The sequence below is a fragment of the Nonomuraea sp. B10E15 genome, assembly GCF_039871615.1.
Taxonomy (GTDB): domain Bacteria; phylum Actinomycetota; class Actinomycetes; order Streptosporangiales; family Streptosporangiaceae; genus Nonomuraea.
Window position 1 is genome coordinate 125,066 of sequence record NZ_JBDPMB010000023.1, and the last position, 24,732, is coordinate 149,797.

Consider the following 24,732-nt stretch of genomic DNA (forward strand, 5'->3'; position numbering starts at 1 on the left):
CCGTCAGCCTGCCCGGCCCTCAGACCGACCCCAGCGCGGACGGCCGGATCTGGATCCAGGTCGCCTTGCCCGCGGTGTACTCGTCGAGGGCGTGCAGGGATTTGTCCCGCGCGGTGCCGGACTGCTTGAACCCGCCCCATGGCACCGTCCAGTCGCTGGCGTCGTAGTTGTTCACCCACACCTGTCCCGCCCGCAACTGTCCCGCCACGTGCAGGGCCAGGTCGATGTCCCGCGACCACACTCCGGCGCCCAGCCCGTAGACGGTGTCGTTCGCGAGCCGGACGACCTCGTCGACGTCGTCGAAGGAGAGCACGGACAGGACCGGCCCGAAGATCTCTTCCTGGGCGATGATCATGTCGTTGGCGACCCTGTCGAACACCGTTGGCGCGAGGAAGTGGCCGCCGGTCCCGGCGAGCAGCTCGTGGCCGCCGGTGAGCAGCCGTGCTCCTTCGGCGTGACCGCGCTCGATGTAACGCAGCACGCGTTGCTTGTGCTCCGCGCTGATGAGCGCTCCCATCTGGGTGTGCGGGTCGAGCGGGTCACCGATGCGCAGTGCGCGGGCACGTTCGAGGATGCGCGGCAGCAGGTCGTCGATGATTCGGCGGTGCACGAACAGCCGGCTGCCCGCGCTGCACACCTGTCCCTGGTTGTAGAAGATGCCCCAGAGCGCCGCCTCGGCGACGGCGTCCAGGTCGCCGGCGTCCGGGAACACGATGTGGGGGGACTTGCCGCCGGCCTCCACGCAGACCTTCTTGGCGTTGGACTCGGCGGAGTACGCGAGGAAGCGGCGTGCCGTCGAGGTGGAGCCGGTGAAGGCGAGGCAGTCGACGTCGGGATGGCGGCCGAGCGCCGCTCCCGTGGTCGGCCCGTCTCCTGGCACGACGTTCAGCACCCCCGGCGGAAGGCCGGCATCCGCGGCCAGCGCGGCGATCCTGACAGTCGTCAGCGGCGTCTGCTCGGCGGGCTTGAGCACGAGGCTGTTGCCGGTCGCCAGGACGGGGCCGAGTTTGTAGGCGGCCTGGTAGAGGGGGAAGTTCCAGGGCGTGACGCAGCCGATCACCCCGAGCGGTTCGCGCCGCACCACGGCCAGGACGTCGGCCCGCGTCGGCGCCGTTTCGCCGTACATCTTGTCCGCGGCCTCGGCGTACCAGCGGGTCATCTCAGCCGACTTGGCGATGTCGCCGGTCAGCGCGTCGCGGATCGGTTTGCCGGTGTCCAGGGTCTCCAGCAGCGCCAGTTCCTCGCGGTGTTCGTCGATGAGGTCCGCGAAGCGCAGCAGGACCCTGCCGCGCTCGCGTGGCGACCTGCGGGACCAGCGGCCGTCCTCGAACGCCGCACGGGCCGATCTGACCGCCGCGTCCACGTCCTCGCCGGTGCAGAACACGACCTTGGCGACGATGTCGCCGGTGGCCGGGTTCTCGGTCGGGAAGGTCTGCTCGAGCGTTCCGGACCGGTACTCGCCGTCGATGAAGGCTCGCGTCTCGGGCCGGACACACCCGGCCATGGCAGCGATCTCGGCTACGTCTCGATCGAGCAACATGCATGCACTCCTGTGTGGCGATGGGGGTTCTGGGTCGTCGCAATGGCGGGATCAGGTCCTGATGGGCCCGCGATCGGCGGATCAGGCAGGCAGTTGTCGCGAGCCATGAGGTCCCGATGGGTCTCCCGCCGCGTGATCAGATGCGAGTGCCCGTCCTGGACGAGGACCACGGGCGGGCGCGGCACGTGGTTGTAGGCAGAGGCCATGGACAGCGTGTACGCCCCCGCGGCCGGTACGGCGAGCACGTCTCCATTGCGCAATTCGGGCACGTGTACGTCACGGCGGGTCGTCCACCCGTACCGCCGGCGCAGGGTGCCGGCCGCGGCGAGGAGCACCCGCACTGCGGCGCGGTACGGCAGCAGGTCGGTGATCTGCGACCCGATGTGGCAGTGGAGCCCTTCGTAGCGGAGCTTCGGCTCGCTCGCGATGATCCGGGCGGCGTCGAGCAACCGTTCGAGGGGGATGCCGAACTTTGAAGCGGCCGCTCCTGTGGCGATGTGGGGATGTGTGTTCGCGGCGACATCCGGCGCGAGCCTCAGCATGACCCTCAGTTCGCCGCCTTCGCGCGCAACCGCGGCGATGCCGCGCAGCCCGGGCAGGTTGTCGGCGATGATCGTGCCCACGCCGAGGCGCCGGGCCAGGCGCAGTTCGTCGTCGGTCTTGGCGTTGCCGTGCAGGTGGATGCGGCGGCCGGGGACGCCGGCGTGCAGGCCGACCTGGGCCTCACCGGTGGACACCGCGTCGAGGTGCAGGCCGTGCCGCGACACCAACTGCGCGACGGCGACGTTGAGGAAGGCCTTGCAGGCGTAGTGAACCTCCGCCTCACCCGGGTAGTGCGCGGCCAGTCCGTCGCGGTAGCTCGCCGCGCGCCGCGCGAAGGTGGCCGCGTCGAACACGTACACCGGCGTCCCGCACTCCTCGGCGACGGCACCGAGCGGGATACCGGCCAGCCGCAGGTCCCCCGACGCGTCGATGGTGGCCGTGTCCGGCCACGGAGGTGGCATCATGACCGCTTCCACGTCCGGTCGGCGGCGAGTGCCGGGCGGTCCAGGGAGAATCCGGTGACGGGACGCGCGGTCTTCCCCATGGTGACGAGGTCGACCATGGTCTCCCCCACGACCGGGCCGAACTTGAAGCCGTGGCCCGAGCACGCCGAGGCGATCCCGATCTGCGGGTGGCCGGGCAGCAGGTCGAGGATGAAGTCCTCGTCGGGGGTCATGGTGTACCGGCAGGTCTCCGCGTGGACGACCCTTCCGAGCCCGCGCAGCCTGCGGGCGGCGTACGTCATGAGCCAGGCCAGGGCGGGCGCGTACACGGTGTCGGACAAGTCCTCGGCCAGGATCTCGGGGCCGTTGCGATCGAGCATGAGTTTCACGCCGCCGCCCGGCGTCAGCTCAGGGAACATCGAGATCATCGGAGGGCCGCTCGCCCGGTGCTCGATGGTGATGGGGAAACGGCTGGGGGCGCACGCGGTGCCGTTCGTTGCGAAATACGCGACCTGTTCGCGGGTCACGGTCAGCGGGACCGGCCGGCCCAGCTGGTCCAGGAGCCGGCCGGTCCAGGAGCCGGCCGCGACCACGGCCACGCCCGCGTGCAAGGATGCGCCGTTGACCTGGGCGGCCACTCCGCCGGGAACGGGTTCAAGCCGGGTCACTCGCGCCCGCTCGCGAATGGTCGCGCCGTGCGCCCGCGCGTCCTCCATCAGGGCCCGAACGCACGCGTCGGCGTCCAGCACTCCCGCGTCCGGCTGGTACAGGCCCTCCATCTCCGGTTCGACGCACAGGTGCGGGAACCGGCCAGCGAGGTCGGCCGACGACAACGGTTCGAAGGGGACGGCACAGTCCGTCATCGTCTTCGCGGTGTCCCGCAGCGACGGGGTGCCGGCGAGGCCGATGTCGAGGCCGCCGGTCGGCAGCAGGAGCCGCTGCCGGCTTCGGCGCTCCAGGCTTCGCCACAGCTCGTAGGCCTCCCGGACGAGTGCCACGTAAGGGGCGCCGTCGTAGGCGAGGCGGATGATTCTTGAAGGTCCATGAGAGCTTCCGTGCCGGTGCCCGAGGTGGAACTGCTCGACCAGCGTGGTGCGCAAACCGCGCCTGGCCGCGGCGGCGGCGGTGGCGGCTCCCGCCACGCCGCCGCCCACGACGAGAACATCCGGTGCGTTCTGCGGCATGATGCTCACGCGTCGTGGAGCTCATAATGGACGGCGCGTGGTTCCTTCTCCAGGAGATAGGCGTCGTCGAAGTCGTAGTACTTGGCGACGGTGACGTCGTCGCCGGCGAAGGCCGTGACCGAATCCTCGGAGTCCCAGAATGTCAACATCTGGAAGTGGGCCACCCCGCCGGACTCTCGATGGAGCACGTAGGCGCCCCGGTTGCCCGGGGTGGAGCGGTAGTCGGGGATTGCGACCTCGCGCATCAACCTCAGATAGTCGGCCGACTTGTCGACGGGGGTGGTGCCGTGCCAGATACGGGCGATCATGACGTTCCTCGCTGCTCGTGGGTGGATGTGGTCGTGGTGATATGGCTCAGGGGCGGAGGACCCGGTCCAGGAAACGCCGGGTGCGTTCGTGTGACGGGTCGGTGAACACCGTGGCGGGGTCGCCGCGCTCCACCGCCACCCCGCCGTCCATGAACAGCACGTCGTCGGAGACGTCCCTGGCGAAGGACATCTCGTGGGTGACGACCACCATGGTCATGCCGCCCTCGGCGAGCCGCCGCATGACGTCCAGCACGTCAGTGACCAGCTCCGGGTCGAGCGCGCTGGTGACCTCGTCGAACAGCATGACTTCGGGCTCCATGGCCAGGGCCCTGGCGATGGCGACCCGTTGCTGCTGCCCTCCGGACAGCCGGGCCGGATGCTCGTCCGCCTTCTCCTGGAGGCCGACCCGCGTGCACGCGCCGTCCACTGCGCCCCTCTGTACTGGTACAGTAGGAAAACTGTTCGGTTCATACTTCCACCGATGGAAAGCCCAGGTCAATACGTTGCCCGAGGAAGACGCCAGAGTTTGGCGAGCTTCTGACGGAGGCCAGATCCAGCCGCCGCCCGCTTCCCGGAGGCGCCCGGCGCGACGGTCGGAGATCCGCCCCGGCGAGAAGCTCGAACCAGGCGGTCTTTCCGTGCGGGGAGCCTTCGCCTCCCCAGCGGCAGGCGATCGCGTCGAGCACCCGCAGGCCGCGACCGTGCTCGTCGTCGAAGCCGGCATCTCGTGGCAGAGGCGGTGCGGCGGTGCGATCTTCGACCTCGAAGCACAGGAAGGCGCCGGTGCGCCGGACGCTGCGGCAAGGGCCTTGTACTGGTACAGATTACAATCTGTACTGCCATAGAAGCACGTGCGCTGCACAGCGGTCAAGATGCCGGCACGCATAGCCCGTAGGCTTGGCGATCAGGAGGAACCATGGCGGATTGGCAGAACGTCATCACGGGACGCAGCAAGAAGGACCTCATGCACAGCGTCGAACGGGCGGTCAGCGCCGGCGAGCTGGAGCCCGGGCAGGCCTTTCCCTCCGTGCGGGTGCTGGCACGCCACCTCGGGGTCAGCGCCTCGACCGTGGTGGCCGCGATCGCCGAACTGCGACAGCGCGGCGTGATCGTCACGAATGACCGGCGGGGCAGCACCATCGCCCCGGTGCCGCCGCTGAAGCTCGATGTGACGCCCCGCCCTGCGCCGTCCGCCCGGCCACCGGGGGTCGACCTCAGTCACGGCGGCCCCGACCGCGCGCTCCTGCCGACGTTGCGATCCACCCTGCACGCGGTCGCCGAGGAGAACGACATCCCGCGGCTGTACGGCCAGGCGATGATCGACTCCGACCTGCGGAACCTGACCCTCCCCCAGTTCCACGATCTCGGCATCGACGTCGCCCCCGATCACGTGGGCGTCACCAGCGGCGCTCTCGACCTGATCGAGCGCGCGCTGCTCGTGAGCTGCCGGCCCGGCGACCGGATCATCGTCGAGGACCCCGGTTACCCCGACCTGTTCGACCTGCTACGCGCCATGGGGCTGCAGGCCGTGCCGGTCCGGGTCGATGACGAGGGCCTGCGTCCCGACGGCGTACGGGAGGCGATGCAACGCGGAGCGGCAGCGCTCATCCACACCCCCAGCGCGCAGAATCCCTTCGGAGCGGGCCTGACCGACGAGCGCGCCGGCGAGCTGGCCAGGGTGCTCGCCGAGTGGCCGGACCTCGTCGTCCTCGAGGACCACCACCTGTCGCTCGTGGAGCCGGCGCGCTCCACGCTGGCGGGCAAAGTCAGGCGATGGGCGGTGGCGCGATCGGTGGCCAAGTCGCTCGGCCCGGACCTCCGCCTGGCCATTGTCGCTGCGGACCCGCACCTGTTCGCCCGGGTGCTCGGCCGGCACGCCCTCGGCCCTGGCTGGGTGTCGCACGTCCTGCAGCGCACCGTCGTCCACGCCCTGACCGACCAGTCGATCCGCCGGCAGCTCAAGCACGCCAGGGACACCTACGACGCCCGCCGCCTGGCGCTGCTGGGCGAGCTGCGGCGCAAACGCATCGAAGCGCACGGAGCCACCGGTCTCAACGTGTGGATCCCGGTCGCCGACGAGGGTCGGGCCGCCCTCGACCTGGCGCATCGCGGCTGGGCGGTCAGCCCGGGCGGTGGCTATCGCAAGACCTGTCCCCCAGGGTTGCGCGTCACCACCTCGACCCTCGACGTCTCCGAAACGCCGCGGCTGGCCGATGACATCTTCCACGCCCTGCAGCCGCGCGCCGCGCGCCGCGGTTGAGCCGCCCCGCGGCAGGGTGGCACCGCCCTACGGGCCGCTGAATCCGGTCACCTCGGCTCATGCACCGGCAGGCCTGTCAGTCGCAGTACTTCCACCCGAGGGAGGTGGTGCTGTCGATCCCTCCGCCGTAGATGGCCCCGATGGATCCCGTCCACCTGATGCACGTGCCGGCGGCCTTGCCGCTGGCCGCCGCGTAGTGGGCGTAGTTGCCCTCGTCCTTGATGGTCTTCATGCCCTGACGCTCCAAGACGGCCTCCGTGTAGCTGGCGACGCCGTCGGCCCGGCCGACTCTCAGGGTGACCACGCAGTTCTCCTGATAGGTGCCGTTCCACAACACGTAGACCTCGCCCAGGGGCATGTTGTTCTTGTTGTCCCAGAGATCCTCCCTGGTGAGCTGCGTGTAGGCGCCGTTCGCCCAGCCGCACCCCTGCTCGCTGACGACGGCCTGGCTCAGGGTGTGGGCCGAGGCGGGCGAGGCCACGGACATGATCGAGGCGAGCCCGAGGCCACAGGCCACGCCGGTACGCGCGAGTATGCGCCGGTACGTCCGAGACACGACATGTCCTCCCAAGTACGGCTACATCTGCTCCGGCAGGAGCCGCCCCCGGAGATCGCCATGGACATGGGCCGATTCCCCCGCCGGCTTTGTCTTCAGCATGCCGCAGCACGTGCACGCTGTCCTTAACGGAGCCTGCACAGTTCATTGACGACGGATACACCGCCAGGCGCTCGCGGCACGGGTTACCCGCCACCGATTTCGCCGGATCCGGATGACCGTCTACCTCTCGGGGACGGCGGTGAACGCCCTCCTGGCGCGGGCCGCCTCGGCGGCCGGCCTCGCGGACGCGCTGGTGGTCACCGCCTCGGTGGTGTTCCTCTAGTCCGTCTGGGCCCGCGCCTGGTGGCGACGGCACGGAGAACGCGTACGCGCGCTGCTCCGCAGGCTGGGCACGGCCGTCTCCGCCCGCCGATCCTCCGGTGGCGCGCGCGCAAGCTGACGCCGGGCGTCACGCGCCAGGAGCCCGGTACGCCACCTCCATCCGCGCGGCATCGTCGATCTCCTCCGGCGCCAGCAGGACGACCGTCTTCGTGCGTACCGCCCCGGTCGCCGATATCGTGAGTCCCACTGCGGCCGACGTCGCGTTGTTCGGCAGGTCGAGGATCACGTACGTGTCCGTGTCCCCGAACGCGAAATACATCTGCTCGACCCGGCCGCCGACACTTTCCACCATGCGCTCCACCGCTTGCCGACGTCCGGTGCCGCCATCGTGCAACACGCCTTTGAGGCCCTCTGCGGTATAGGTCGCCTGAATCAGGTACTTGGGCATGGTCGACTCCCTCTCCTCGTGCCGCCGCTCCTGCGTTGAGGCGGCCATCGCGGTCACGGGGTCGACGTTCTCGGCTTAGGGTGACGGTAATCCCACCCGCTGTACTGGTTTTCCCCCGTCACAGCCCCATGCCACCCGGTCCCATCGCAGCTCGTGGAAGCGCCGTCCACCCGAGCGTCTCCGGTAGGCCGCCGTGGCACTCGCCGGCCGAATGATGTGATTACGTCAGCTTCCCGCCTGCCCCACGGGCAGGCCACCGGCGAGGACATGCCGGCCGAGCGGGGTCAGGCTGTGAACCACGTGCCTGCCGTTCCTGGTCGAGGCCACCAGGCCGCAGTTGCGCAGGATCGCCGTGTGCTCGCTCGCCGAGGAAAGAGACATTCCGGTACGGGCAGCCAACTGCGACGTGCCCGCCGGGGAGGTGAGCGCCCGCAACAGAGCGGTTCGCGGTCTGCCGATGAGCGCGGCGAGGTGCCGGTCGACGCCATCACCGCAGTGGTCCGGCTGCATCCAGTGCTGCGGCGGATCCAGGGGATAGACGAGGATCGGGTCGAGTTCGACGTTGGCCAGGGTCACCGGAGCGCCTCGGCAGAAGAACGAGGGGATCAGTGTCAGGCCGCGGCCGGCGAGGTCGACGGTGAGGTCGGCGGGGTAGGGGGCCGACAGGACGGGGGGATTCCAGCGGATGCCCGCGCCCAGGTTCCCCAGCAGGGCGTGTACGCCACCACCGGCCAGGCATTGAGTGACGGCGCGGCGGTGGGCCTCGGCCTGGTGAAGGATCTGGTCGCGGAACGGCGCCAGCGCGTGCTCGTGATACGTACGGAGGGCGGATGCCAGCCTGCGCAGGTGCCGTGGCCGGCCGGCGGCGACCCCGGCCAGCCAGGATGACCGCTGGCCCGTACCGGTCGCCCTGGCCATCTCCGCACGCAGGCGTGCCCGCCGTACGTGTAACACGGCGTCGATGCCCTCGTCGAGGCTGACGCTTACCGGCACCGGGGTCATGAAGTCGGGAAAATACCGTTTCGGAGGCACGATCTCGTACAACTCGGATGCCGCAGGAGCGACTTTGTCGCGCGCTACCGACCGGATCCAAGCAGCCCAGTTGCGGTAGGGATCATGACGAGAATGACGCGCACCCAACTGGTGCAGGCTCAGCACGATCTCCCACATCGGATCGAGGTGTTCGGCGATCCGCACGCGTGCCACATCGTCCGGCGTGAACACAAGCCGCAGCATTGTTCCGCACCCGCCTCGTGCACCGTTTCCTGCGGGACGGTCGCCCAGCCTAGCTGACACATAGGGCCCATATCGCATTTCGGCTGGAGCCGAAACGACTGGACCCCGTGGCGGGCGGGCTCCGATTCTAAGAGGCCGGTACTCACTGTGCCGAGTCTGCATACGGACGTGATTGTCCTTGAGGGGACGTGAAGACCATGGGCGAAGTGGTGACGAAGGTCGTCGTTGTGGGGGTGATCCTGCTGATCATCGCTTCCATCATCGTGCCCCGGGTCCGCGGGCGCCGGGTCATGGCGCGCCGGGTGAAGACCATGACCGAGCTGGCCGCGAGCCAAGGCTGGTCGTTCACGCCGGAGAACAACGAGCTGGTCCCGCTCGTACAACGGCTTCCACGCGCGCTCGGAACCGCGCAGGACATCATCACGAGCCAACTGGTCAGGGCGGAGCCGACGCGCCTGCAAGTCGGCTCGCGCATCATGCACGTCCTCGAAGGCGCCTCGGAGGGGCATCAGGTACGGATCTTCGACTGGGTCGCCGGGCACGCTTCCGGCGCCGGGCGGGCATCCCTGGTCTTTCTGCACACGGTGTGGGCCATCCCGCTGCCCCAGGTGCCGTTCTGGGCGCAGGCGGCGAGCAAGGGACAACCTCATGACGGATGGCGGCCCGGCCAGGTGTTCCGGACCGGCGACAACGCCTTCGACAAGAGATTTCTGACGACCGCCGACGACGCGGGCCACGTACAGGCCGGGCTCGCCCCTCAGACGCGCCGCCTGCTCCTCGAATCCGACTTCGACGGCTGGCGCCTCGACCCGGAGTTCGGAATGCTCCTGCTGTGGACACACTCCAGGCGCCGATACGTCCCCGCGGAACGGATCCTGCCGATGACGCGGCAGGCAAAGCAACTGGCGGCCGAGGCCATCGCGCTCACGCAAGGACAGCAGGGATAGCCGTACCGTTGTCCGCCTGCCGGGACGTGGAATCTGGTGGCTGGCCCGCTCGGTGACCATCACCTGCCCGTTCGGGAGCTCGCCGGCCAGAGCGCGGTGGTCCCGAGCTTCGGCGGCCTGCGGCGAGGCCCCCGCGCCGATGCCGCTGACCAGGTCTTGACGCCGGCATTACCGACGCATGCGGATGCCCGGATCTACCCTTGAGTTGGAAGGGGCATGCCATGATCACCAATATCGTGATCGCGCTGATCATCATGCTCATGGTCGGGCTGGTGGTCAGCGTCCGAGTCGTCAATCAGGTCGAGCGGGGCGTGGTCTTCCGCTTCGGCAAGGCTCAGCGGGAGATCCGACCGCCAGGACTCACCTTCCTGATCCCGGTCGTGGACCGGATGAAGAAGGTGAACATCCAGATCGTCACGATGCCGGTGCCCACGCAGGAAGGCATCACCCGTGACAACGTCTCCGTTGAGGTTGACGCCGTCGCGTACTTCCGGGTCGAGGAGCCGATGCGGGCGGCCATCGCGGTGCAGAACTACCTGTTCGCGATCGAGCAGGTGGCCCAGACCTCACTGCGCTCGATCATCGGCAAGAGCGATCTGGACGACCTGCTCTCCAACCGCGAGGAGCTGAACAAGGGCCTGGCGCTGATGATCGACAGCCCCGCGCTCGGCTGGGGCATCCACATCGACCGCGTGGAGATCAAGGATGTCCACCTTCCCGAGGGCATGAAGCGCTCCATCGCCCGCCAGGCCGAGGCTGAGCGGGAGCGCAGGGCTCGTGTGATCACCGCGGACGGGGAGTTCCAGGCCGCGCAGAGGCTCGCCGACGCTTCGGCCATCATGAATCAGGCCCCCGGCGCGCTGCAGCTGCGCCTGCTGCAGACCATGGTGGAAGTGGCGGCCGAGAAGACCTCCACGCTGGTCATGCCGGTGCCCGTGGAGCTCCTGCGCTTCTTCGAGCGCTCCGCGAACAGCGCTCCGGTAGCGCAGGACGCTGAGCGGCCCGCCGGCTCCTCGGAGGAGGAGCCTGAAAGGCAGCCGGCCGTGACGAGCTCCGCCACGCCCGAACTGGGCCCGTCAGGGCGTTCCTTCGAACGTGCCGCCGCGGAATCGGCCACAGAGAACGGCGCCTCGCGCACTCCATAGACCATCAGCTGCTTGAGGGCCCAGGACCGCCGCGGCTCAGCCCGGCGCGTCCAGGAATCGCCCCTCATGGGGCGGCGCGGGCCTGCGGATCACGCCGATCGCCGCAGCCCATGCCGCCGCGTCGGCGCCCTTCGGGATCACGACGGTGTCGGCGGTCGTCAACGCCACATACACCCGGGGCCGCTCGGCGGGTCGCATGTCCCGGGCCGGCGGATGGACACCCCGCACGCGAGCAGCCCTGGTGCCACCTACCCGACATCGAGGGCGCCGCCGGTCGCGTGGTACGGCCCCGGCCCGGGCCGCGGGACGCGGCCACGGCCTCCCCTGCAACGCCCGGACCTGCTCGCTCGAATCCTGGCCCCACAGGACGGGTACATTCTCATTCTCGATACTGATAACGTAGTCGAGTGAGTGTTTCGACTGAACGGTGGGCCGAGCTGGCGCTTCACCCCGTCCGCATCCGGATCCTGGTCGCCGTCGCCGGTGCCCGCCGTACGGCGTCCGACCTGGCCGGCCTGCTGCCCGACGTGCCGCAGGCGACGCTCTACCGGCAGATCTCCGCCCTGGCCAAGGCCGGGCTGCTGGATGTGGTGGAAGAGCGGAAGGTCGGCGGTGCGACGGAGCGCGTCTACGCGCTGCCCCGGGAAGGCCTGACCCCGACCCCCGAGGCGCTGGCCGCCGCGTCGCGGGAGGAGCACGCGCGGTATTTCACCGCGTTCGTCTCCATGCTCCTGTCGGAGTTCTCGCGCTACCTGACGAGGGAGCACATCGACCTGCCGGCCGACGGAGTCGGCTACCAGCAGGTGGTGCTGCATCTGGACGAGGAGGAGTTCGTGCGCTTCGCGCAGGGCTTCGCCGAGCTGGTGCAGCCCCTGCTGGCGAACGAGGCGGGAGGGAATCGCACGCCCCGGCTGCTGGCGACGATTCTTCTCCCCTTGACGAAGGGATGACACCCATGGCCACGGTCATGATCACTGACGGTCTGATCACCATCGAGTTCGGACGCTGGGAGCGGATGTTCACCGGCAGGTCCCGGCAGCTCATTCCCGCTCATGCGGTACGGCAGGCGGTCGTCACCCACCAGCCGCTGCGCGTCGCCCGTGGCGCGAGAAAGGGCCTCGCGGTGTCAGGCCACACCAAGATCGGCGTTTGGGGCTTGTTCGGCGGGCCCCGCCAGCTGGTGGCGGCCAACCGTGACCAGTCCGGCGCCCACCTGATCCTGGATCGCGCGAGCTCCGGCGGCGAGTTCGACGAGGTCGTCCTGTCGGTGCCGGACGCCGGCCGGCTCGTCGAGGAGATCCGGCGCGTGGCCGCGTGACCGTCCTCGGGCCGTCGGCGCCGGATTCAGGGGCGGAGCACCGAGATCGGCGGACGGCCGTGCCGGGCCCGATCACTCGCATGAACCTGGGCATCGGCGCGGACGGCGGTTATCGTGAAAGCGGTGCGATTCCAGGTGCGGCGGTGACAGCCCGCCGATTCCTCCCGGCGGAGGAACGATCCGGTGCGATCCCGGAGCCATGCGGTGAAACCCCGCCCCCTCTCGGACCCCGATGACGGTCCCTGACGCCATCGGCCGCGGCGGACGCGGCCGACGCCAGCATGAAGGGGATGAGCATGTTCACCGGCAGAGTTCACGAGATCGGCGTGGTCGAATCCGTCGGCGCGGACGACATCGGCATCCGGGCGGCCAAGTGCGCGGGACGGCTGGCCGCCGGCGGTTCGCTGAACGTCGCAGGGGTCCGCCTGACCGCCCAGCACGTGGAGCGCGACCTGATCAGCATGTCGATCAGCACCGAGACCCGGCGCCGGACGACGTTCGACGAGCTGCGGGCTCCGGGGCGGCGGGTGAACCTGGAAACTCCCCTGACGGTCGGCGACCCTCTCGACGGGCACCTGGTGCAGGGCCACGTCGACGGGGTGGGCAAGGTCGTACGCGTCGACGACGGCCCGGGGCTGGGGCGGCGGGTGTGGATCCGCACACCGGAACGGTTCATCGGCAAGATCACCGCCAAGGGCTCCATCGCGGTCGACGGCGTGAGCCTGACCGTGGCCGAGATCGTCAAGGACCGCCTCTCGGTGGCGCTGATCCCCTCCACTCTCGCCGGCACGACCCTGGCCTCGCTGTCCGCGGGCGACCGCGTCAACATCGAGTCCGACGTGGTGAGCCGTCTGGCGGCGGCAGGCCCCGCCTCGGCGAGCGCCCACGTCGCGCGCGCCGTCGCGGCACTGGGCTGGGCCGGGCATCTGTCGGGGCGGACCGGCGTGGAGAAGGCGGTGCGGCAGGTCGCCGCCGGCGGCGCGGTCATGGTGTGGGATCCCGCTCGCGAGGTCGAGGGCGACGTCATCTTCGCCGGCGCGAACCTGCGTCCCGCCGCCTTCACCTTCCTGCTGACGGAGGTGTACGGCTACCCGTGCGTCCCGTGCGCACCGGAGGTCCTGGAACGGCTCGAGATCCCGGCCCTGGCGGGTTCGGGAGATCGCCAGGGTACGGCCTTCCACGCCCCGGTCGACCTGGCCGCCTCCACCGGCACCGGAGTCAGCGCCGCCGAACGCGCCGCGACCGTACGGCAACTCGCCCGCCCCGAGTCCGTGCCCGCCGACTTCACCTCGCCGGGTCACGTCATCCCGATCGCGGCCCGGCCCGGCCTCTTGCGGGAGCGCGCCGGGCATACCGAATCGACCGTCGCGCTCTGCCTGGCCGCGGGCCTGCCGCCGGTGGGCGTCTGCTGCGAGGTGATGAAACGCGACGGCGCCATGGCGGGCGCGGCGGATCTGGAGGCGTCCGCCCTGCGCTGGGGGCTGCCGCTGGTCGACATCGACGATCTGCGTACGTGGCTGTGAGGCACGACGTGGCCGGCGCCTTCGAGCTCACGGTGGAATACGCCAACGCGGTGCTGCGGGCGCAGCCGTTCAGCGAGCAGGTGGGCGCCCGGATCACCGAACGCGATGGGAATTCCGCGAGACGCTGCCTAACTGACCTGCACAGCCATAACGTGCCTGGCCCCCCTCATTCAGAGGGTCCTCCGGCTCCTGTCCGAAAGAATCGGGCGGTGTCGTCATCGGCGGGAAAATACGCCTCGACGGCTATCTCTTCCAGCGTGACGTCGAAAGCGGCGCCGAACGTCGTGACCGTGTTGATGAAACACAGCTCCACGCCGCGATGGCGGATGCGGATGGGCAGCGCCAGGTCGGCGGGATCGAGCGGCGCCGCATCACCTTCGGGACCGTACGTCAGGACTTCCTCATACAGCGCGCTCAGCTCCGCATCACCCGTCTGCGCCACCTGGCGGGCGAGCCGGGGCAGCAGGTAGGCGCGAACCTGCCCGAGGTTGCGCACCCTCGGCGCGAACCCGCCCGGATGCAGGCCCAGCCGCATCATGTTGACCGGCGGCCGCAGCAACGACGCATCGACGTCCTCCAGGAAGACGTCAATCGCCGTGTTGGCCATCAGCATGTTCCAGCGACGGTCCACGGCCAGCGCCGGATACGGCTCGTGCCCCCGCAGGATCTGCTCCAGGACCTTCCGCGCCGAGGCCAGATGCGGATCGTCCAGCGGCCGCTCCCGGACGCCGGGCGCGTGGCCGGCCGCGACCAGCAGGCGGTTGCGTTCCCGCAACGGCACGCCCAGATGCTCGGCCAGACGCAACACCATCGCGCTGCTGGGAATGGTCCGCCCCGTCTCGACGAAGCTGACATGCCGGGCGGACACCTCCGCCTGAATCGCCAGATCTAACTGGCTGAGCCCTCTGCGGTGCCGCCACTCGCGCAGCAACTCGCCGACTGGCCGGTCGTGCGTCATGCGAGCGATTATCGCCCCGCCTCGTCGATCATCGCGATTACATGTCATGTAATCGACAGGGCCGGGCGGCTGCTGCGACGGTGGCCGCATGAGCGAAAGCAGCAAGGCCGCACGCAACAGGCAACTCGCCGTCCACGGCTTCACCGAGTTCGCGGCGGGCAACACCGATGTGCTCCGAACCCTCCTGCACGAGGACTTCATCGAGCACAGCCCGGAAAACCCCTCCGGGCGAGAGGCCTTCATCGCGTTCATAGCCGAGGCCCCCGTGGCCCGCGCCCGGCTCGACCTCAAACGGGTCATCGCCGACGACGATCATGTGGTGATGCATTACCACATGGCCACGGACGACGACCCGCGCGGCATCGCCGTGGTCGACATCTGGCGGATGATCGACGGGCAGATCGTCGAACACTGGGATGTCGTCCAGCCGGTGCCGGAGGCCGCGCAGATTCCCTACGGGATGTTCTGAGCGGACGGCATGAAGCAGATATCCGCCTCGATCGAGATCGATGCCCGGGCGATGGCGGTCCACCGCCTACGACCGGTTCCGCTCCTGGGTGCACGGGCGCGATGAGTCTCGCAGTGCTTCCAGGTCTACAGGTCACACTGCTCCATCGCGCTCTGATCGGGAGGCATCTTGAAGCTTCTTCTCACGTCCGGGGGCGTCACGAACACGAGCATCCGTGATGCGCTGGTCGACCTGCTGGGCAAGCCGATCGCCGACGCCCGTGCCCTCTGCATCCCTACGGCGGAGTATGGCCACCCCATGTGCACGCCAGCCTCGGCCTGGCGCTTCATCGCCGGACAGAGCCCGGCGCCCATGTGCGGCCTGGGCTGGAAGTCGGTGGGCGTCCTCGAGCTCACCGCGCTGCCCAGCATCGGCAAGGACCGCTGGGTCCCCTGGGTCCGGGAGGCTGACGTCCTGCTGGTGGACGGCGGCGATGCCACGTACCTGTGCCACTGGATGCGGCAGTCCGGGATAGCGGATCTCCTGCCGTCGCTGCCCGAGACGGTCTGGGTGGGGGTGAGCGCCGGAAGCATGGTGATGACCCCCAGGATCGGGGACTACTTCGTCGAATGGACGCCGCCCACCGGAAGCGACCTCACCCTCGGATTCGTCGACTTCTCGATCTTCCCGCACCTGGGTCACGAGCTCATGCCGGGAAACACCATGGCGGCGGCCGAGCGATGGGCCGCCGACATCGCGGGTCCGGCGTACGCCATCGACGACCAGACGGCCATCAAGGTGACCGACGGCACCGTCGAGGTCGTCTCCGAGGGGCACTGGAGGTCACTTTCCTCCTAGCCACCGACGCCGGCCGCGAGTGAGCGAGGCGCCCCTCTCATGCATTAGCATGACCACCCGAACGATCCTCACGCCACCGCCCTGACCAGCTACTTCAAGAGGGCGCAGCTTCACAGAAGCTCGCAGCCGCGGAGCGTCACGGAGTCCACGAAGGTTTCAGAAGCTCGATCGCCGATTACCGGAAAGTCACATTCGGCGCGGTACGTCCTGCCAGCGGTAGAGGTCGCGCAGCAGGGAAATCTCGGCGCCGTGATGGATCAGCTCCCTGTTGACGTGCAGGACGATGCCCTCCATGGGAAATCGCTCGGGACCCACCGTGGGCGGATTCTCCAGCTCAGCGTCCGAGAGCTCGCGGACCCCCGCGTTCCATCTCCCATACATCTCATCGAGCTGTTTCAGCGCCTCGTCAGCGGTCCCCGCGTAGGCGAATGTCTGAAAGTCGACGTCCTGGCCGCCGAAGTGCCATCCGACCCGATAGCCCAGGCAGGAGACGATGATGTGCGCCAGCCGCCAGGCAATCGTGGTCACCGGCGCCGGCACCGGGTCAGGGGACGCGTAGTCCATCGTCCATTCCCCCGAACCTGCCGACATCGGTGCGGCCGACGTGCCACGTGGGCGGATGCTCCAGCAGCCGCGCACCGGCTCCCAGAAGTACTCCTCATCGGCAAGACCGTGCAGCCGCGGCAGCAAATTCTTGTGCCAGTGCCGGTCCAGCTGGTCCGCGAGTCGCTCGCTTCTTGTCATTTCCGCACGCTACATACAACGGAGACCTGGCTGCGACCCTCTCGGACGCCGTCACCGGCCGTGGGCCGCGAGAGCGTACCGCAACGGGAGATGGCGCTGGGGCTGTGGTGTGGCAGGTGGAAGGTCCGAACTTGCGCAGGCTGAACCGACGATCTACAGCTCGTGACCGTTGCGGTGGAGGAACAGCCTTCTACCTGCGACAGGGCCTTGTACCGCGACCATGAGGCTAATGATCATTGCACGCATATCGCACGGCCACTGTTGGGACCGGAACAGCCGGAATACTGAACACGGTGACCGGGCCTCCAATTGCGCCCTACACCGTGTCTCCTCCTGCCGGGCGTGCGGTCTTTCCGGCGACCAGGGCACTGAGCAGGGCCGTGATCATGAAGCCGACCACCACGGGGACCCCTATTAGCAAGCCGAACGCAAGTGTCTCGTCGTACACCCAAGAGTCGTACGCCGGCTGGAGCACGACGACCGCCAACATGACGAAGGGGGCCGTCAGACCAACGGCCGGCCAGTAGGGCAGACGGGCCGACCACGCAGCCACCATGCTGAGCGGGAAGGGCGCCAGCGCGAACGCCACTGCCAACTTGAGCTCGGAATCCGAGTCGGTGGTCGGCCAGTGGAGGAAAAGCAGCAGTAAGGCCGCAACTGCGGACCCTGCCAAGGCCGACCTCAAGAAGAGACGCACAGCATGATTGTCGCGGATCAGGGCCGGACAGGTCGATATCTGGGAAGCTGCCCTGTTGCACCTCGACGATCAGGAAGAGCCAATTCCGGACGATGACCTTCCTGATCGTGCATCCTGGAGCACGAGCCGCCCTGGACGTCGCGTCGCTTCTTCGATCCGCCCGACAGGCTTCAGGCCGTCGAGGACGTCGACGACGAACTGGGACGCGGGGCATGGCTTCGAACTCGTCTCGTGAGTCGTCGTTCAGCACCGTGTGCGTATCAGGTGACGGATGCTCAGCGATGGCGGGGCCCGCCGGTCAGTCGATGCCGTCGATGATGCGGAAGTCGCGCTCGAAGCCGTCGGGGAGGGCCACCAGCGCCTTCTGGTATGCCTCGCTCTCGTATGCCGCGACGGCCTGTTCAAAGCTGTCGAACTCGATCAGAACGACGCGTTGCGTGATTCCGGCCTCGTGGGCGACGACTCGACCGCCACGGGACGGGATCCGGGACAGGGTGCGCCCGCCCCCAGCCTGGACAGCCGGACCGGCCAGCTTGTCGTAGGCATTCAGCCTCTCAGGGTCGGAAAGGGCGGGGTAGACACTGACCCAGTAGCCCTTAGCCATGGAAACCTCCTGTGTTGGGCCGGACACGTCCGACTTCGCATTGACACTCAGAACGATCGATCCCGGCGACCGGTACTGCGGTCAGTTGAATCGTCATATGCGCAGGTTAGGGCTTGATGTGCGGTCGAGGGAAAGACCAGTACGGGCTAGACTCAGAACGGATCGTTATCAATCGGCAGGGAGGGCACGTGGCGCCGGATACGGTGAGCCTGCGGTACTTCCTGGTGCTGGCGCAGGAGTTGAACTTCACCCGCGCGGCCGCACGGATCGGTATCGCACAGCCCGCGCTCAGCGCCCGGATGCGCCGATTGGAGGCGCAACTCGGTACGGCCCTGCTGGTCCGCAACACGCGTAGCGTCGCATTGACCACGGCCGGTGCGGCTTTGGCGGAGTCCGCGCCGCCCGCGCTGGCGGCGCTGGACCGGGCATGGGACACCGCCCGGAGCGCGGCGGCCGGCGAACTGGGCACGCTGCGCATCGGATACAGCCTCAGCGCCGGGGCCGAGACGGCACCGGCCCTGGTGGACAGGCTGATTCGCGGCAACAGCGGACTCGAGGTCGGCGCGGTCCCGATGGCGACACCGGAGATCTCCCCCGCGGTCGCCGACGGCCGCATCGATGCCGGGATCACCCGCGGAGAACAGCCGGGCCGTGGCGTGCGCCGGTTCCTGCTGCGGCGTATGCGCGTCGGGGTCCAGCTGGCGCAGCATCATCCGCTGGCCGAATACCCGGAGATCGAGATCGCCGACGCGGCCGCGTATCCGCTGCGACTCCCGGACCGTGCGGCCAACCCCGTGATCCACGATCAGCTGTCCGCACTGTTCCGAGACATCCGACCACACCCCCGATTCACCACGCCCGCAGTCTCTTTCGACATCTCTCAGCGCGACCTGCGCGACGGGGTCACCCTCGCCCCGGCCGGAGAAGCCGCGGTCACGGCACAACCGGCCGGTCTCACCTGGCGACCGCTGCGGGGCGCGCCCAGCCTGACGATCCACCTGGTCCTCCCACGCGAGCAGTCGCCGCTACACCGCCGCATCCGTGCCGTCGCCAAAACCCTGGCGCACGAGCGGCACTGGCTGCCGGACTGACGCGCAAGAGGTCGAGCGAGACGGACGCCTGCGGTGGCGAGGCCGAATCCTTCACGAGCGCTGGCGGAGTACGTTTGTACACGTCGATCGGCCCGTCGGCCTTGGACCGCGAGGACGCGCTCCGCCCCGCCGGACGGGTTTTGGAGCGCGCCGCCGGGACGGAGCTCCTGTGAGGAGAGCCACCCCTGGCTTGCACTCAGAACCGATGCCCCTCGCTGACCGTTGTGATCTTCACCAGCGTGTCAACCGTCCGGTGGAACAGCCGGGTGACGTGGCGCAGCGTGCGCTTGCCTGTCGCCGGATCAGCCGCCCAGACTCGATCGCCGACCTGGATCTCCTCAATCTTCCGCGGGCCGTGCCCGGTGTCGATGCGTGTGCCGGCCGGGAAACAGCGCCCGGCCGCCAGCGCGCGTTTCCCGCGGCCCGCTCCAGGCCGTAGATCGCCTCGGCGGGCAGCCCCGAGTAACGGAGCCGGAACAAATTCTCGGTGAACGCTGCGCGGTTACGCATCGCCGTGCGCAGGGAGAGCGCGTACTTGTACCCGGCCGCGATCAACGGTGGGCTGACAAGGGAGCCGATCGCCCAGGCGGCCGACGTCATCGTGCCCGAGCTCGCCGACGGCTGCGGCGTCTACCTCGTCACCGACCTGACCGGCGAGCGGTACGGAGGCGCCCCGTTCGTCGTCGAGCGGATGGGCACCGCCGCGCGCCCCGGCATGCAGCGGCTGCCGCCGTACAGCGAGGAACAGCTTCCCGTCGCCAACGCCTTCGTCAAGGCCGCGCGGCGCAGACGGCCTCTGCTGAAGACGTTCCCCGCCGGCTCGCCGCCGCCGCACGTCGCTCCCGAGGGCACTCTGCCCTGGCTGACGGCGAACGGCGCGAACGGCATGCTGATCCTGCCGGTCGTGGTGGACGGCATGGTTCCCGCCGTGGTCAATGTGGTGACGTGCGGCAACCGCCGCCGACTCCGGGACAATGGGGGCCTGTGACGGCGACCGTCACGTCATGTAGATGGTGGCCGCCTTGCTCGGCCGAAGCGGGACGGGCCGGGTGCGACCGCCGCACACCTCACGCCTCCCTCAGCGCTGCCGGCGGCTCATCAGCGGGTGATGAAAATGTTCATGCCAGCGAAGTCGAAGGTGAGGGCGAAGGGTTTGAAGAACTCGTGGGTGAAGTTGGCGATGGGCTCGAACCCGAACTGGTCGGCCTGGCCGGGACTGGGATAGCCGGGGAACAACTTCTCGGCGGCGTTGCCGGGGACGTTGCGCCCGATCGCCTTGCCCAGGCTGATCCGGTCCGGCCTGATCGGGTAGACGGAGACGCCGTTCACCTCGTTCGGGTGATCGTAGTCCACCGTGAGGCCGGCCCGCTGGGCGTACTCCACCGTCGTGTTGATGCCGGTGCCCACGCCGCCGGTGTCGACGGTGACGATGTGCGGCCCGTAGTCGCCCAGGCTTCCCAGCGTGCACGGGAAGTGGTCTCCGGCCAGCCATAGCGGGACCCGGCCGGACCCTCGCCCTGGTGCCGCGGACTTGCGCCGCAGCACCAGGGCTTGCCCGGCGTAGTCCATCGTGGTCAGGAAGTGGTAGAAGAGCGTCGTGCCGATACTCCCCGCCGGCTGCGATCCGTCGGGCAGTGCCATTCCGTGCCCCTCGTTCCACTGCACCGGTAGGTTTCGGATCTCGATCTCGCCGATCCGGAATGACTCCAGGATGCCCAGGTGTATGGTGATCTGCTGACCGCTGCCGACCCCCGTCACGGTCGCCAGCGAGCGCAGCCCCGCCTCTTCCGCGACCTCTTGCGCCAGACCGAGCGTCGCGCCCGTGTCGAGAAAGAACTTCCCCGCTCTACCGTTCACCGAAGCCTCGATGGTGGGCAGAGGATCCAGAAACACGAAGGGGGCACGCGTGCTCGATGCGCCGTGGATCTGCCAGGGCGTCCCGGTGAGGTGAGCGTACAAGGTGGCGAAGGCGGCGTCGCGCGAGCTGCCGGTCTTCTTGAGCAGCGGGATGGCGCGGGTGAGCTTGTCCTGTCGCACGTAGCACTCGGCCAGCCGCTGGTGCGAGGCCACGTCGCCGGGATCCAGCGCCGTGGCGGTGGACAGGTAGCGCTCGGCTGCGGCGAACCGGTTGGACAGCAGGGCTATGTAGCCCAGTTGGGCGGCAGCGTGCGCATTCTTGGGATTCTTGCTCAGCAGCCGCCGGTAGCCCCGGGCGGCCTCGTCGAACTCACCTTTCTTGAACAACTGGTCGGGATCCTTCACGGCGGCGGCCGCCGTGCCCCTGGAGGGGAGGACCATCCCGGCAGCCGCCATCATGGCGGTTCCGCGCAGGAAAGCGCGCCGGCTGGAGGCGGGGAAATCGTCGGTAAGGGCCATGCCATGCTCCTGACGTTCTGTGGCGAGGATGGCAGACCACCCAACACGGATCTCTGTTTCCGGAGCGTTTCTTGGCGCCCCGGACGTAGCCGAGAGAGCCGGGCACGGCGTGGACGTGCTCCTCAGGGTCTACGCCAAGTGCCTCGATGGCCAACAGGAGATCGCCAACAAGCGGATTGAGGACGCCCTCGCCGCGTGATCGTCACGACGTCGAAGGGGTCCTGGAACGCCACCGGGACCCTTCGCCGTTCCCCATACGCTCCCAGGAGCACGCGATCCGCAAATGTTCCGGATCAAGGCCCCCGACCAGGGAAATCGCCCGTGATCCATTCCGGGCATATTCCGGGACCTGCGACAACGGGCTGCTCACGGGGGCATCTGGCTGCATGCCCCTGAAACGCAGAAGAGGCCCCGAAGGGCCTCTGACCTGCACTTACCGCTGGTGGCAGGTGCAAGGTTCGAACTTGCGTAGGCTGAGCCGACGGTTGTACAGCGGGTCGACGTTCCTAGCTGCATCAGGCCCCTGACCTCCGGGTTCGACTCTCGCTTTTCCGCTACCGGAGAAGATCATCCAGCGTATATCCCGCGAGGCGAAGGCAGGTACGATCACCCCTTCGCGCCACCAGCCTCGACGTCACCGACGCCGGATTTCAAGATCCAGTAGACGTCGTGAGCATCCTCACCTGCTGGTCTTACCGTCGCGGTCACGTCCCGCACGACCACACGTTACGGACTTGCGTGTCGCTGAGCAGGGAGCCCGGTGCCGTCTCTCAAGGTCGTCGTGCCAACTTTTCGTCGGACTCGCATGCCATCATCTCCAAGATCTGTCCCGCGAGAACAGGATCCCCACCCATGAGCGGCTATGACTGGCTCGATGACGACGCGTTCTGTGCGACCTTTGTCCGCGGTCTCACCCCGCACGAGGCGCTGGCCCGCCTTGGCATTGACGTGTACGACGGGGATGACGAGGAAGGCGATTTCGAGGAAGGGCTCATCCGCGCCCGGTCGGCCGAGGGCGGGACCATTCTGAGCGAGTCGAACGGCTTCGTGGGCACGCTGCCCGAGGTGCTACGACCCTTGTCGGCGGGGACGGTCACGGCGAGTGTCTTCGTCAACGTGAACAGGGTCGCGTCCTTCGACCATTACGCCGACGGTCGAAACATCCTCACCTTCGATCCGCTGTACGGCGGCGACGAGGACGGCATCCCGGAAGACTACCTGGCCGACCGGATCGAGCTCGGGCTGGCCGGCGACAAGTCGGAGGGCGGGCTCGCCGCTGCGCTGCTGCTGGCCGAGCGCATCACCGAGGTGCGGCCGAACGCGTCAAGTGACGTGGTGGCCGCCCATGGCGTTTTCGAATACTGAGGCACCTTGCTGTCGGCCCATCGCAGACGCAGCAGGCCAACGAAGCGACCAAACCGCATTAGCAGTTCGGAGGGCCATCGTTCAGGACAGTCCCGCCTGGACCAACGCCCATTGCCGGTCTTCCTGGAACGACCTGATGCGGCAGTGAACTGCAACCCAAACTGCAACCCGACCCGACCACGCCTCAACGGTTTCCTAGGAGTAGAAGCCCTGCCCGTACTCCTCGCGAGACTTCGTGAAGTCATCGGGCCGCACCTCCCGGAGGTACTCGTAGCGCTCGGCGAACCTGTCGATAGCCTCATGGATCATGTCACCGAACTCGTCTCGCATGATCATCAGGACCGGAAGGATACGTCCATGGACGATGTGATCATCAATGGCACCCCAGAGATCTCCCACAAGAGCATCTTCCCGCGCTATCAGCTTGGGAATTGCACGGATCTTGGCTTGTAGAGGCGTTGACCTGGGCCTGAGGTCGGTCGTGAGTGACCGTGGTTGACCCCTCATTACCTCTCTTAATGGCATGCTAATGGCACGACGATCACAGGCTTGGCCTCGGTGTGCGTAGCTCACTCGTCGTAGAGGAAGCTGCGAACCTCTCGCGCGAGATTGGTCAAGGCCTCTCCAGGGAGAATCGGGGTGCGAACTGTGGCGGACCACATGTCGTCCGGATCTTCGCTCGGGTTCGGAAAGCGAAGGGTCCAGCGGAGATCCACCCAGTGACCAGAGTGGATGGCTTCCAGCTGAAGATCAGCTCTATGGGAGGTCCATGTCCGTGTTCCGCTCCATCCTCTGAAGTCGGTCACCAGGTTCTCAAGGAAGTCGGCGAGCCCGTCTCCCATGATGGTTTCCACGGCTACCTCGGCGTGAAGCCCAGCTGACTCGGCCTGAGCAAGGAAGAACATCAAGGCGTCGTCGTGTGGACGCTCGCACTGCGCGAGCCTGATGAAAGTCACTCCTGGGCCTGGTATTTCGACCTCTGAAGTTGGACGTTCAGCTTCCAAGCGCTCCACGATGACTGCTCCAACTCTGGTTCACGGCGGCGATCAGTTCGTGTGCCTGCCGAGATCACAGTGTTGCGCACCCGCGCACAGTTCGCCTGCACAGAGATCATCCCGTCTGTTGTCGGCCGCTCACAAGGGAACGACAGCGACCCGGATCAGTCGTGCATCGTCGATACCACATGAAGATCTTGCTTGTCTGGGTTCATGCAGTAGGAAACACTGCAGCGTGCACTCCGAAGAGCAAGCCAAACGGGTGGTCGACCAGTTGAGGGGCCGTATCTACACGGCATTGGGTGACGGCGGCCTCGACGCCGAACCGGTCCTCGAACTGGCCTCCTTGCTGGAGGAATGGGGTATGAGCACTCTGGCAACGCAGGAGCTTCTCGAACGCCCCGCCGCTCATCTGACCACGGCCGATCTGACCTGAATCGCCCCGGCTTTGGTGGAGACCTCAGCGGTTGATTGGTAGGGCTTCGTTGGGATGGTGCTGAGCGTGGTAGATCGCCTCGAACTTCTCGGGCGGGAGGTGGCCGATGGCTGAGTGCAGGCGGGTGGTGTTGAACCAGGCCACCCATTCGGCGGTGGCCAGTTCCACGTCGGCCAGGCTGCGCCAGGGACCTCGGAGCTTGATCAGCTCGGTCTTGTACAAGCCGATCTGCGATTCCATCAGGGCGTTGTCGAGCGCTTATCCGGCTAATGGCCCCGGTTCCTTGCGTTGGCCGGTTAACGCTTTCAGCCGACTCGAGTAGCGAGTCGGCGGAGTTGCTCTTCGTGGTGCCGGACGCGAGCGGCGACGGCTTCCAGAGCGGTTT

The 24,732-nt window shown here is 68.1% G+C and carries 28 protein-coding genes and 1 pseudogene; 12 read left to right on the top strand and 17 right to left on the bottom strand.

Features of this window, described 5'->3' with window-relative positions:
• Nucleotides 1-19: 19 nt before the first annotated feature.
• The 5 genes from ABGB14_RS41005 to ABGB14_RS41025 are packed head-to-tail and all read right to left on the bottom strand — an operon-like array spanning nucleotide 20 to nucleotide 4,904.
• Nucleotides 20-1,540, bottom strand: a complete 1,521-nt coding sequence (locus tag ABGB14_RS41005; RefSeq protein ID WP_347649263.1) for an aldehyde dehydrogenase — start codon at nucleotides 1,538-1,540, stop codon at nucleotides 20-22.
• The gene (locus ABGB14_RS41010) at nucleotides 1,519-2,547 is read right to left on the bottom strand and encodes a hypothetical protein (RefSeq protein ID WP_347649264.1); all 1,029 of its coding nucleotides are present in this window, start codon (nucleotides 2,545-2,547) and stop codon (nucleotides 1,519-1,521) included. The genes ABGB14_RS41005 and ABGB14_RS41010 overlap by 22 nt, the downstream gene beginning before the upstream one ends.
• Nucleotides 2,544-3,710, bottom strand: coding sequence for an N-methyl-L-tryptophan oxidase (gene solA / locus ABGB14_RS41015; protein ID WP_347649293.1), 1,167 nt, complete (start codon nucleotides 3,708-3,710; stop codon nucleotides 2,544-2,546). Before solA ends, ABGB14_RS41010 begins: the two co-directional genes overlap by 4 nt.
• 5 nt (nucleotides 3,711-3,715) lie before the next feature.
• Nucleotides 3,716-4,018, bottom strand: coding sequence for a hypothetical protein (locus ABGB14_RS41020; RefSeq protein ID WP_347649265.1), 303 nt, complete (start codon nucleotides 4,016-4,018; stop codon nucleotides 3,716-3,718).
• 46 nt (nucleotides 4,019-4,064) lie between these two features.
• Complete coding sequence (locus ABGB14_RS41025; RefSeq protein WP_347649266.1) at nucleotides 4,065-4,904, bottom strand: ATP-binding cassette domain-containing protein; 840 nt, start codon at nucleotides 4,902-4,904, stop codon at nucleotides 4,065-4,067.
• A gap of 30 nt (nucleotides 4,905-4,934) precedes the next feature.
• Here ABGB14_RS41025 and ABGB14_RS41030 point away from each other — a divergent pair, with 30 nt between their 5' ends.
• The gene (locus ABGB14_RS41030; protein ID WP_347649267.1) at nucleotides 4,935-6,278 is read left to right on the top strand and encodes an aminotransferase class I/II-fold pyridoxal phosphate-dependent enzyme; all 1,344 of its coding nucleotides are present in this window, start codon (nucleotides 4,935-4,937) and stop codon (nucleotides 6,276-6,278) included.
• 76 nt (nucleotides 6,279-6,354) lie between these two features.
• Here ABGB14_RS41030 and ABGB14_RS41035 read toward each other — a convergent pair whose 3' ends face one another.
• The 3 genes from ABGB14_RS41035 to ABGB14_RS41045 all read right to left on the bottom strand — a co-directional run bounded on the left by ABGB14_RS41035 (nucleotide 6,355) and on the right by ABGB14_RS41045 (nucleotide 8,599).
• Nucleotides 6,355-6,834, bottom strand: coding sequence for a hypothetical protein (locus tag ABGB14_RS41035; protein ID WP_347649268.1), 480 nt, complete (start codon nucleotides 6,832-6,834; stop codon nucleotides 6,355-6,357).
• A 451-nt stretch (nucleotides 6,835-7,285) separates the two neighbouring features.
• Nucleotides 7,286-7,606, bottom strand: coding sequence for a GYD domain-containing protein (locus tag ABGB14_RS41040; RefSeq protein WP_347649269.1), 321 nt, complete (start codon nucleotides 7,604-7,606; stop codon nucleotides 7,286-7,288).
• 225 nt (nucleotides 7,607-7,831) lie between these two features.
• Nucleotides 7,832-8,599, bottom strand: a complete 768-nt coding sequence (locus ABGB14_RS41045) for a helix-turn-helix domain-containing protein (RefSeq protein ID WP_347649270.1) — start codon at nucleotides 8,597-8,599, stop codon at nucleotides 7,832-7,834.
• Nucleotides 8,600-9,039: 440 nt separating this feature from the next.
• Here ABGB14_RS41045 and ABGB14_RS41050 point away from each other — a divergent pair, with 440 nt between their 5' ends.
• Nucleotides 9,040-9,789, top strand: a complete 750-nt coding sequence (locus ABGB14_RS41050; RefSeq protein WP_347649271.1) for a hypothetical protein — start codon at nucleotides 9,040-9,042, stop codon at nucleotides 9,787-9,789.
• Between the two features lie 221 nt (nucleotides 9,790-10,010).
• Nucleotides 10,011-10,934, top strand: a complete 924-nt coding sequence (locus ABGB14_RS41055) for a slipin family protein (protein WP_347649272.1) — start codon at nucleotides 10,011-10,013, stop codon at nucleotides 10,932-10,934.
• A gap of 36 nt (nucleotides 10,935-10,970) precedes the next feature.
• Here ABGB14_RS41055 and ABGB14_RS41060 read toward each other — a convergent pair whose 3' ends face one another.
• Nucleotides 10,971-11,102 (bottom strand): hypothetical protein, encoded by a 132-nt coding sequence (locus ABGB14_RS41060; RefSeq protein ID WP_347649273.1) that lies wholly within the window; start codon nucleotides 11,100-11,102, stop codon nucleotides 10,971-10,973.
• 239 nt (nucleotides 11,103-11,341) lie between these two features.
• On the opposite strand from ABGB14_RS41060, the gene ABGB14_RS41065 reads away from it, so the two are divergent.
• The 3 genes from ABGB14_RS41065 to ABGB14_RS41075 all read left to right on the top strand — a co-directional run bounded on the left by ABGB14_RS41065 (nucleotide 11,342) and on the right by ABGB14_RS41075 (nucleotide 13,775).
• Nucleotides 11,342-11,884, top strand: coding sequence for a helix-turn-helix domain-containing protein (locus ABGB14_RS41065; RefSeq protein ID WP_347649274.1), 543 nt, complete (start codon nucleotides 11,342-11,344; stop codon nucleotides 11,882-11,884).
• Nucleotides 11,885-11,889: 5 nt separating this feature from the next.
• A complete protein-coding gene (locus tag ABGB14_RS41070) occupies nucleotides 11,890-12,252 on the top strand; it encodes a hypothetical protein (RefSeq protein WP_347649275.1) in 363 nt (120 codons plus the stop codon).
• A 290-nt stretch (nucleotides 12,253-12,542) separates the two neighbouring features.
• Nucleotides 12,543-13,775, top strand: coding sequence for a riboflavin synthase (locus ABGB14_RS41075; RefSeq protein WP_347649276.1), 1,233 nt, complete (start codon nucleotides 12,543-12,545; stop codon nucleotides 13,773-13,775).
• 166 nt (nucleotides 13,776-13,941) lie between these two features.
• Here the strand turns inward: ABGB14_RS41075 and ABGB14_RS41080 are convergent, their stop codons facing one another.
• Entirely contained in the window at nucleotides 13,942-14,733 is a 792-nt protein-coding gene (locus ABGB14_RS41080) for a helix-turn-helix transcriptional regulator (protein WP_347649277.1), read from the bottom strand.
• Nucleotides 14,734-14,821: 88 nt separating this feature from the next.
• Here ABGB14_RS41080 and ABGB14_RS41085 point away from each other — a divergent pair, with 88 nt between their 5' ends.
• Both ABGB14_RS41085 and ABGB14_RS41090 read left to right on the top strand, forming a co-directional pair.
• Complete coding sequence (locus ABGB14_RS41085; RefSeq protein WP_347649278.1) at nucleotides 14,822-15,202, top strand: nuclear transport factor 2 family protein; 381 nt, start codon at nucleotides 14,822-14,824, stop codon at nucleotides 15,200-15,202.
• A 168-nt stretch (nucleotides 15,203-15,370) separates the two neighbouring features.
• On the top strand, nucleotides 15,371-16,039 hold the full coding sequence (locus tag ABGB14_RS41090; protein WP_347649279.1) for a Type 1 glutamine amidotransferase-like domain-containing protein: 669 nt from the start codon (nucleotides 15,371-15,373) through the stop codon (nucleotides 16,037-16,039).
• Between the two features lie 186 nt (nucleotides 16,040-16,225).
• Here the strand turns inward: ABGB14_RS41090 and ABGB14_RS41095 are convergent, their stop codons facing one another.
• The 3 genes from ABGB14_RS41095 to ABGB14_RS41105 form a co-directional block, all read right to left on the bottom strand.
• Nucleotides 16,226-16,783, bottom strand: a complete 558-nt coding sequence (locus tag ABGB14_RS41095) for a DinB family protein (RefSeq protein WP_347649280.1) — start codon at nucleotides 16,781-16,783, stop codon at nucleotides 16,226-16,228.
• Between the two features lie 316 nt (nucleotides 16,784-17,099).
• Nucleotides 17,100-17,480, bottom strand: a complete 381-nt coding sequence (locus ABGB14_RS41100; RefSeq protein WP_347649281.1) for a hypothetical protein — start codon at nucleotides 17,478-17,480, stop codon at nucleotides 17,100-17,102.
• Nucleotides 17,481-17,778: 298 nt separating this feature from the next.
• Nucleotides 17,779-18,084, bottom strand: a complete 306-nt coding sequence (locus ABGB14_RS41105) for a DUF1330 domain-containing protein (RefSeq protein ID WP_347649282.1) — start codon at nucleotides 18,082-18,084, stop codon at nucleotides 17,779-17,781.
• 188 nt (nucleotides 18,085-18,272) lie between these two features.
• Here ABGB14_RS41105 and ABGB14_RS41110 point away from each other — a divergent pair, with 188 nt between their 5' ends.
• Nucleotides 18,273-19,175: a LysR family transcriptional regulator gene (locus tag ABGB14_RS41110; RefSeq protein WP_347649283.1), complete on the top strand. Its 903-nt coding sequence runs from the start codon at nucleotides 18,273-18,275 to the stop codon at nucleotides 19,173-19,175.
• Between the two features lie 487 nt (nucleotides 19,176-19,662).
• Nucleotides 19,663-20,163, top strand: coding sequence for a hypothetical protein (locus tag ABGB14_RS41115; protein ID WP_347649284.1), 501 nt, complete (start codon nucleotides 19,663-19,665; stop codon nucleotides 20,161-20,163).
• A gap of 110 nt (nucleotides 20,164-20,273) precedes the next feature.
• On the opposite strand, the gene ABGB14_RS41120 is transcribed toward ABGB14_RS41115, so the two are convergent.
• Nucleotides 20,274-21,551, bottom strand: coding sequence for an aspartyl protease family protein (locus tag ABGB14_RS41120; protein ID WP_347649285.1), 1,278 nt, complete (start codon nucleotides 21,549-21,551; stop codon nucleotides 20,274-20,276).
• An 852-nt stretch (nucleotides 21,552-22,403) separates the two neighbouring features.
• Here ABGB14_RS41120 and ABGB14_RS41125 point away from each other — a divergent pair.
• Entirely contained in the window at nucleotides 22,404-22,916 is a 513-nt protein-coding gene (locus tag ABGB14_RS41125; RefSeq protein ID WP_347649286.1) for a DUF6461 domain-containing protein, read from the top strand.
• Nucleotides 22,917-23,111: 195 nt separating this feature from the next.
• Here ABGB14_RS41125 and ABGB14_RS41130 read toward each other — a convergent pair whose 3' ends face one another.
• Both ABGB14_RS41130 and ABGB14_RS41135 read right to left on the bottom strand, forming a co-directional pair.
• Nucleotides 23,112-23,252 carry a hypothetical protein gene (locus ABGB14_RS41130; RefSeq protein WP_347649287.1) on the bottom strand — a complete coding sequence of 47 codons (141 nt, stop codon included), beginning with the start codon at nucleotides 23,250-23,252 and terminating at the stop codon, nucleotides 23,112-23,114.
• 233 nt (nucleotides 23,253-23,485) lie between these two features.
• The gene (locus ABGB14_RS41135) at nucleotides 23,486-23,929 is read right to left on the bottom strand and encodes a DUF6228 family protein (RefSeq protein ID WP_347649288.1); all 444 of its coding nucleotides are present in this window, start codon (nucleotides 23,927-23,929) and stop codon (nucleotides 23,486-23,488) included.
• A 217-nt stretch (nucleotides 23,930-24,146) separates the two neighbouring features.
• Here ABGB14_RS41135 and ABGB14_RS41140 point away from each other — a divergent pair, with 217 nt between their 5' ends.
• Nucleotides 24,147-24,347, top strand: coding sequence for a hypothetical protein (locus ABGB14_RS41140; protein WP_347649289.1), 201 nt, complete (start codon nucleotides 24,147-24,149; stop codon nucleotides 24,345-24,347).
• 24 nt (nucleotides 24,348-24,371) lie between these two features.
• On the opposite strand, the pseudogene ABGB14_RS41145 reads toward ABGB14_RS41140, so the two are convergent.
• A pseudogene (locus ABGB14_RS41145) lies at nucleotides 24,372-24,611 on the bottom strand (integrase core domain-containing protein); the annotation flags it as partial.
• Nucleotides 24,612-24,732: the final 121 nt, after the last annotated feature.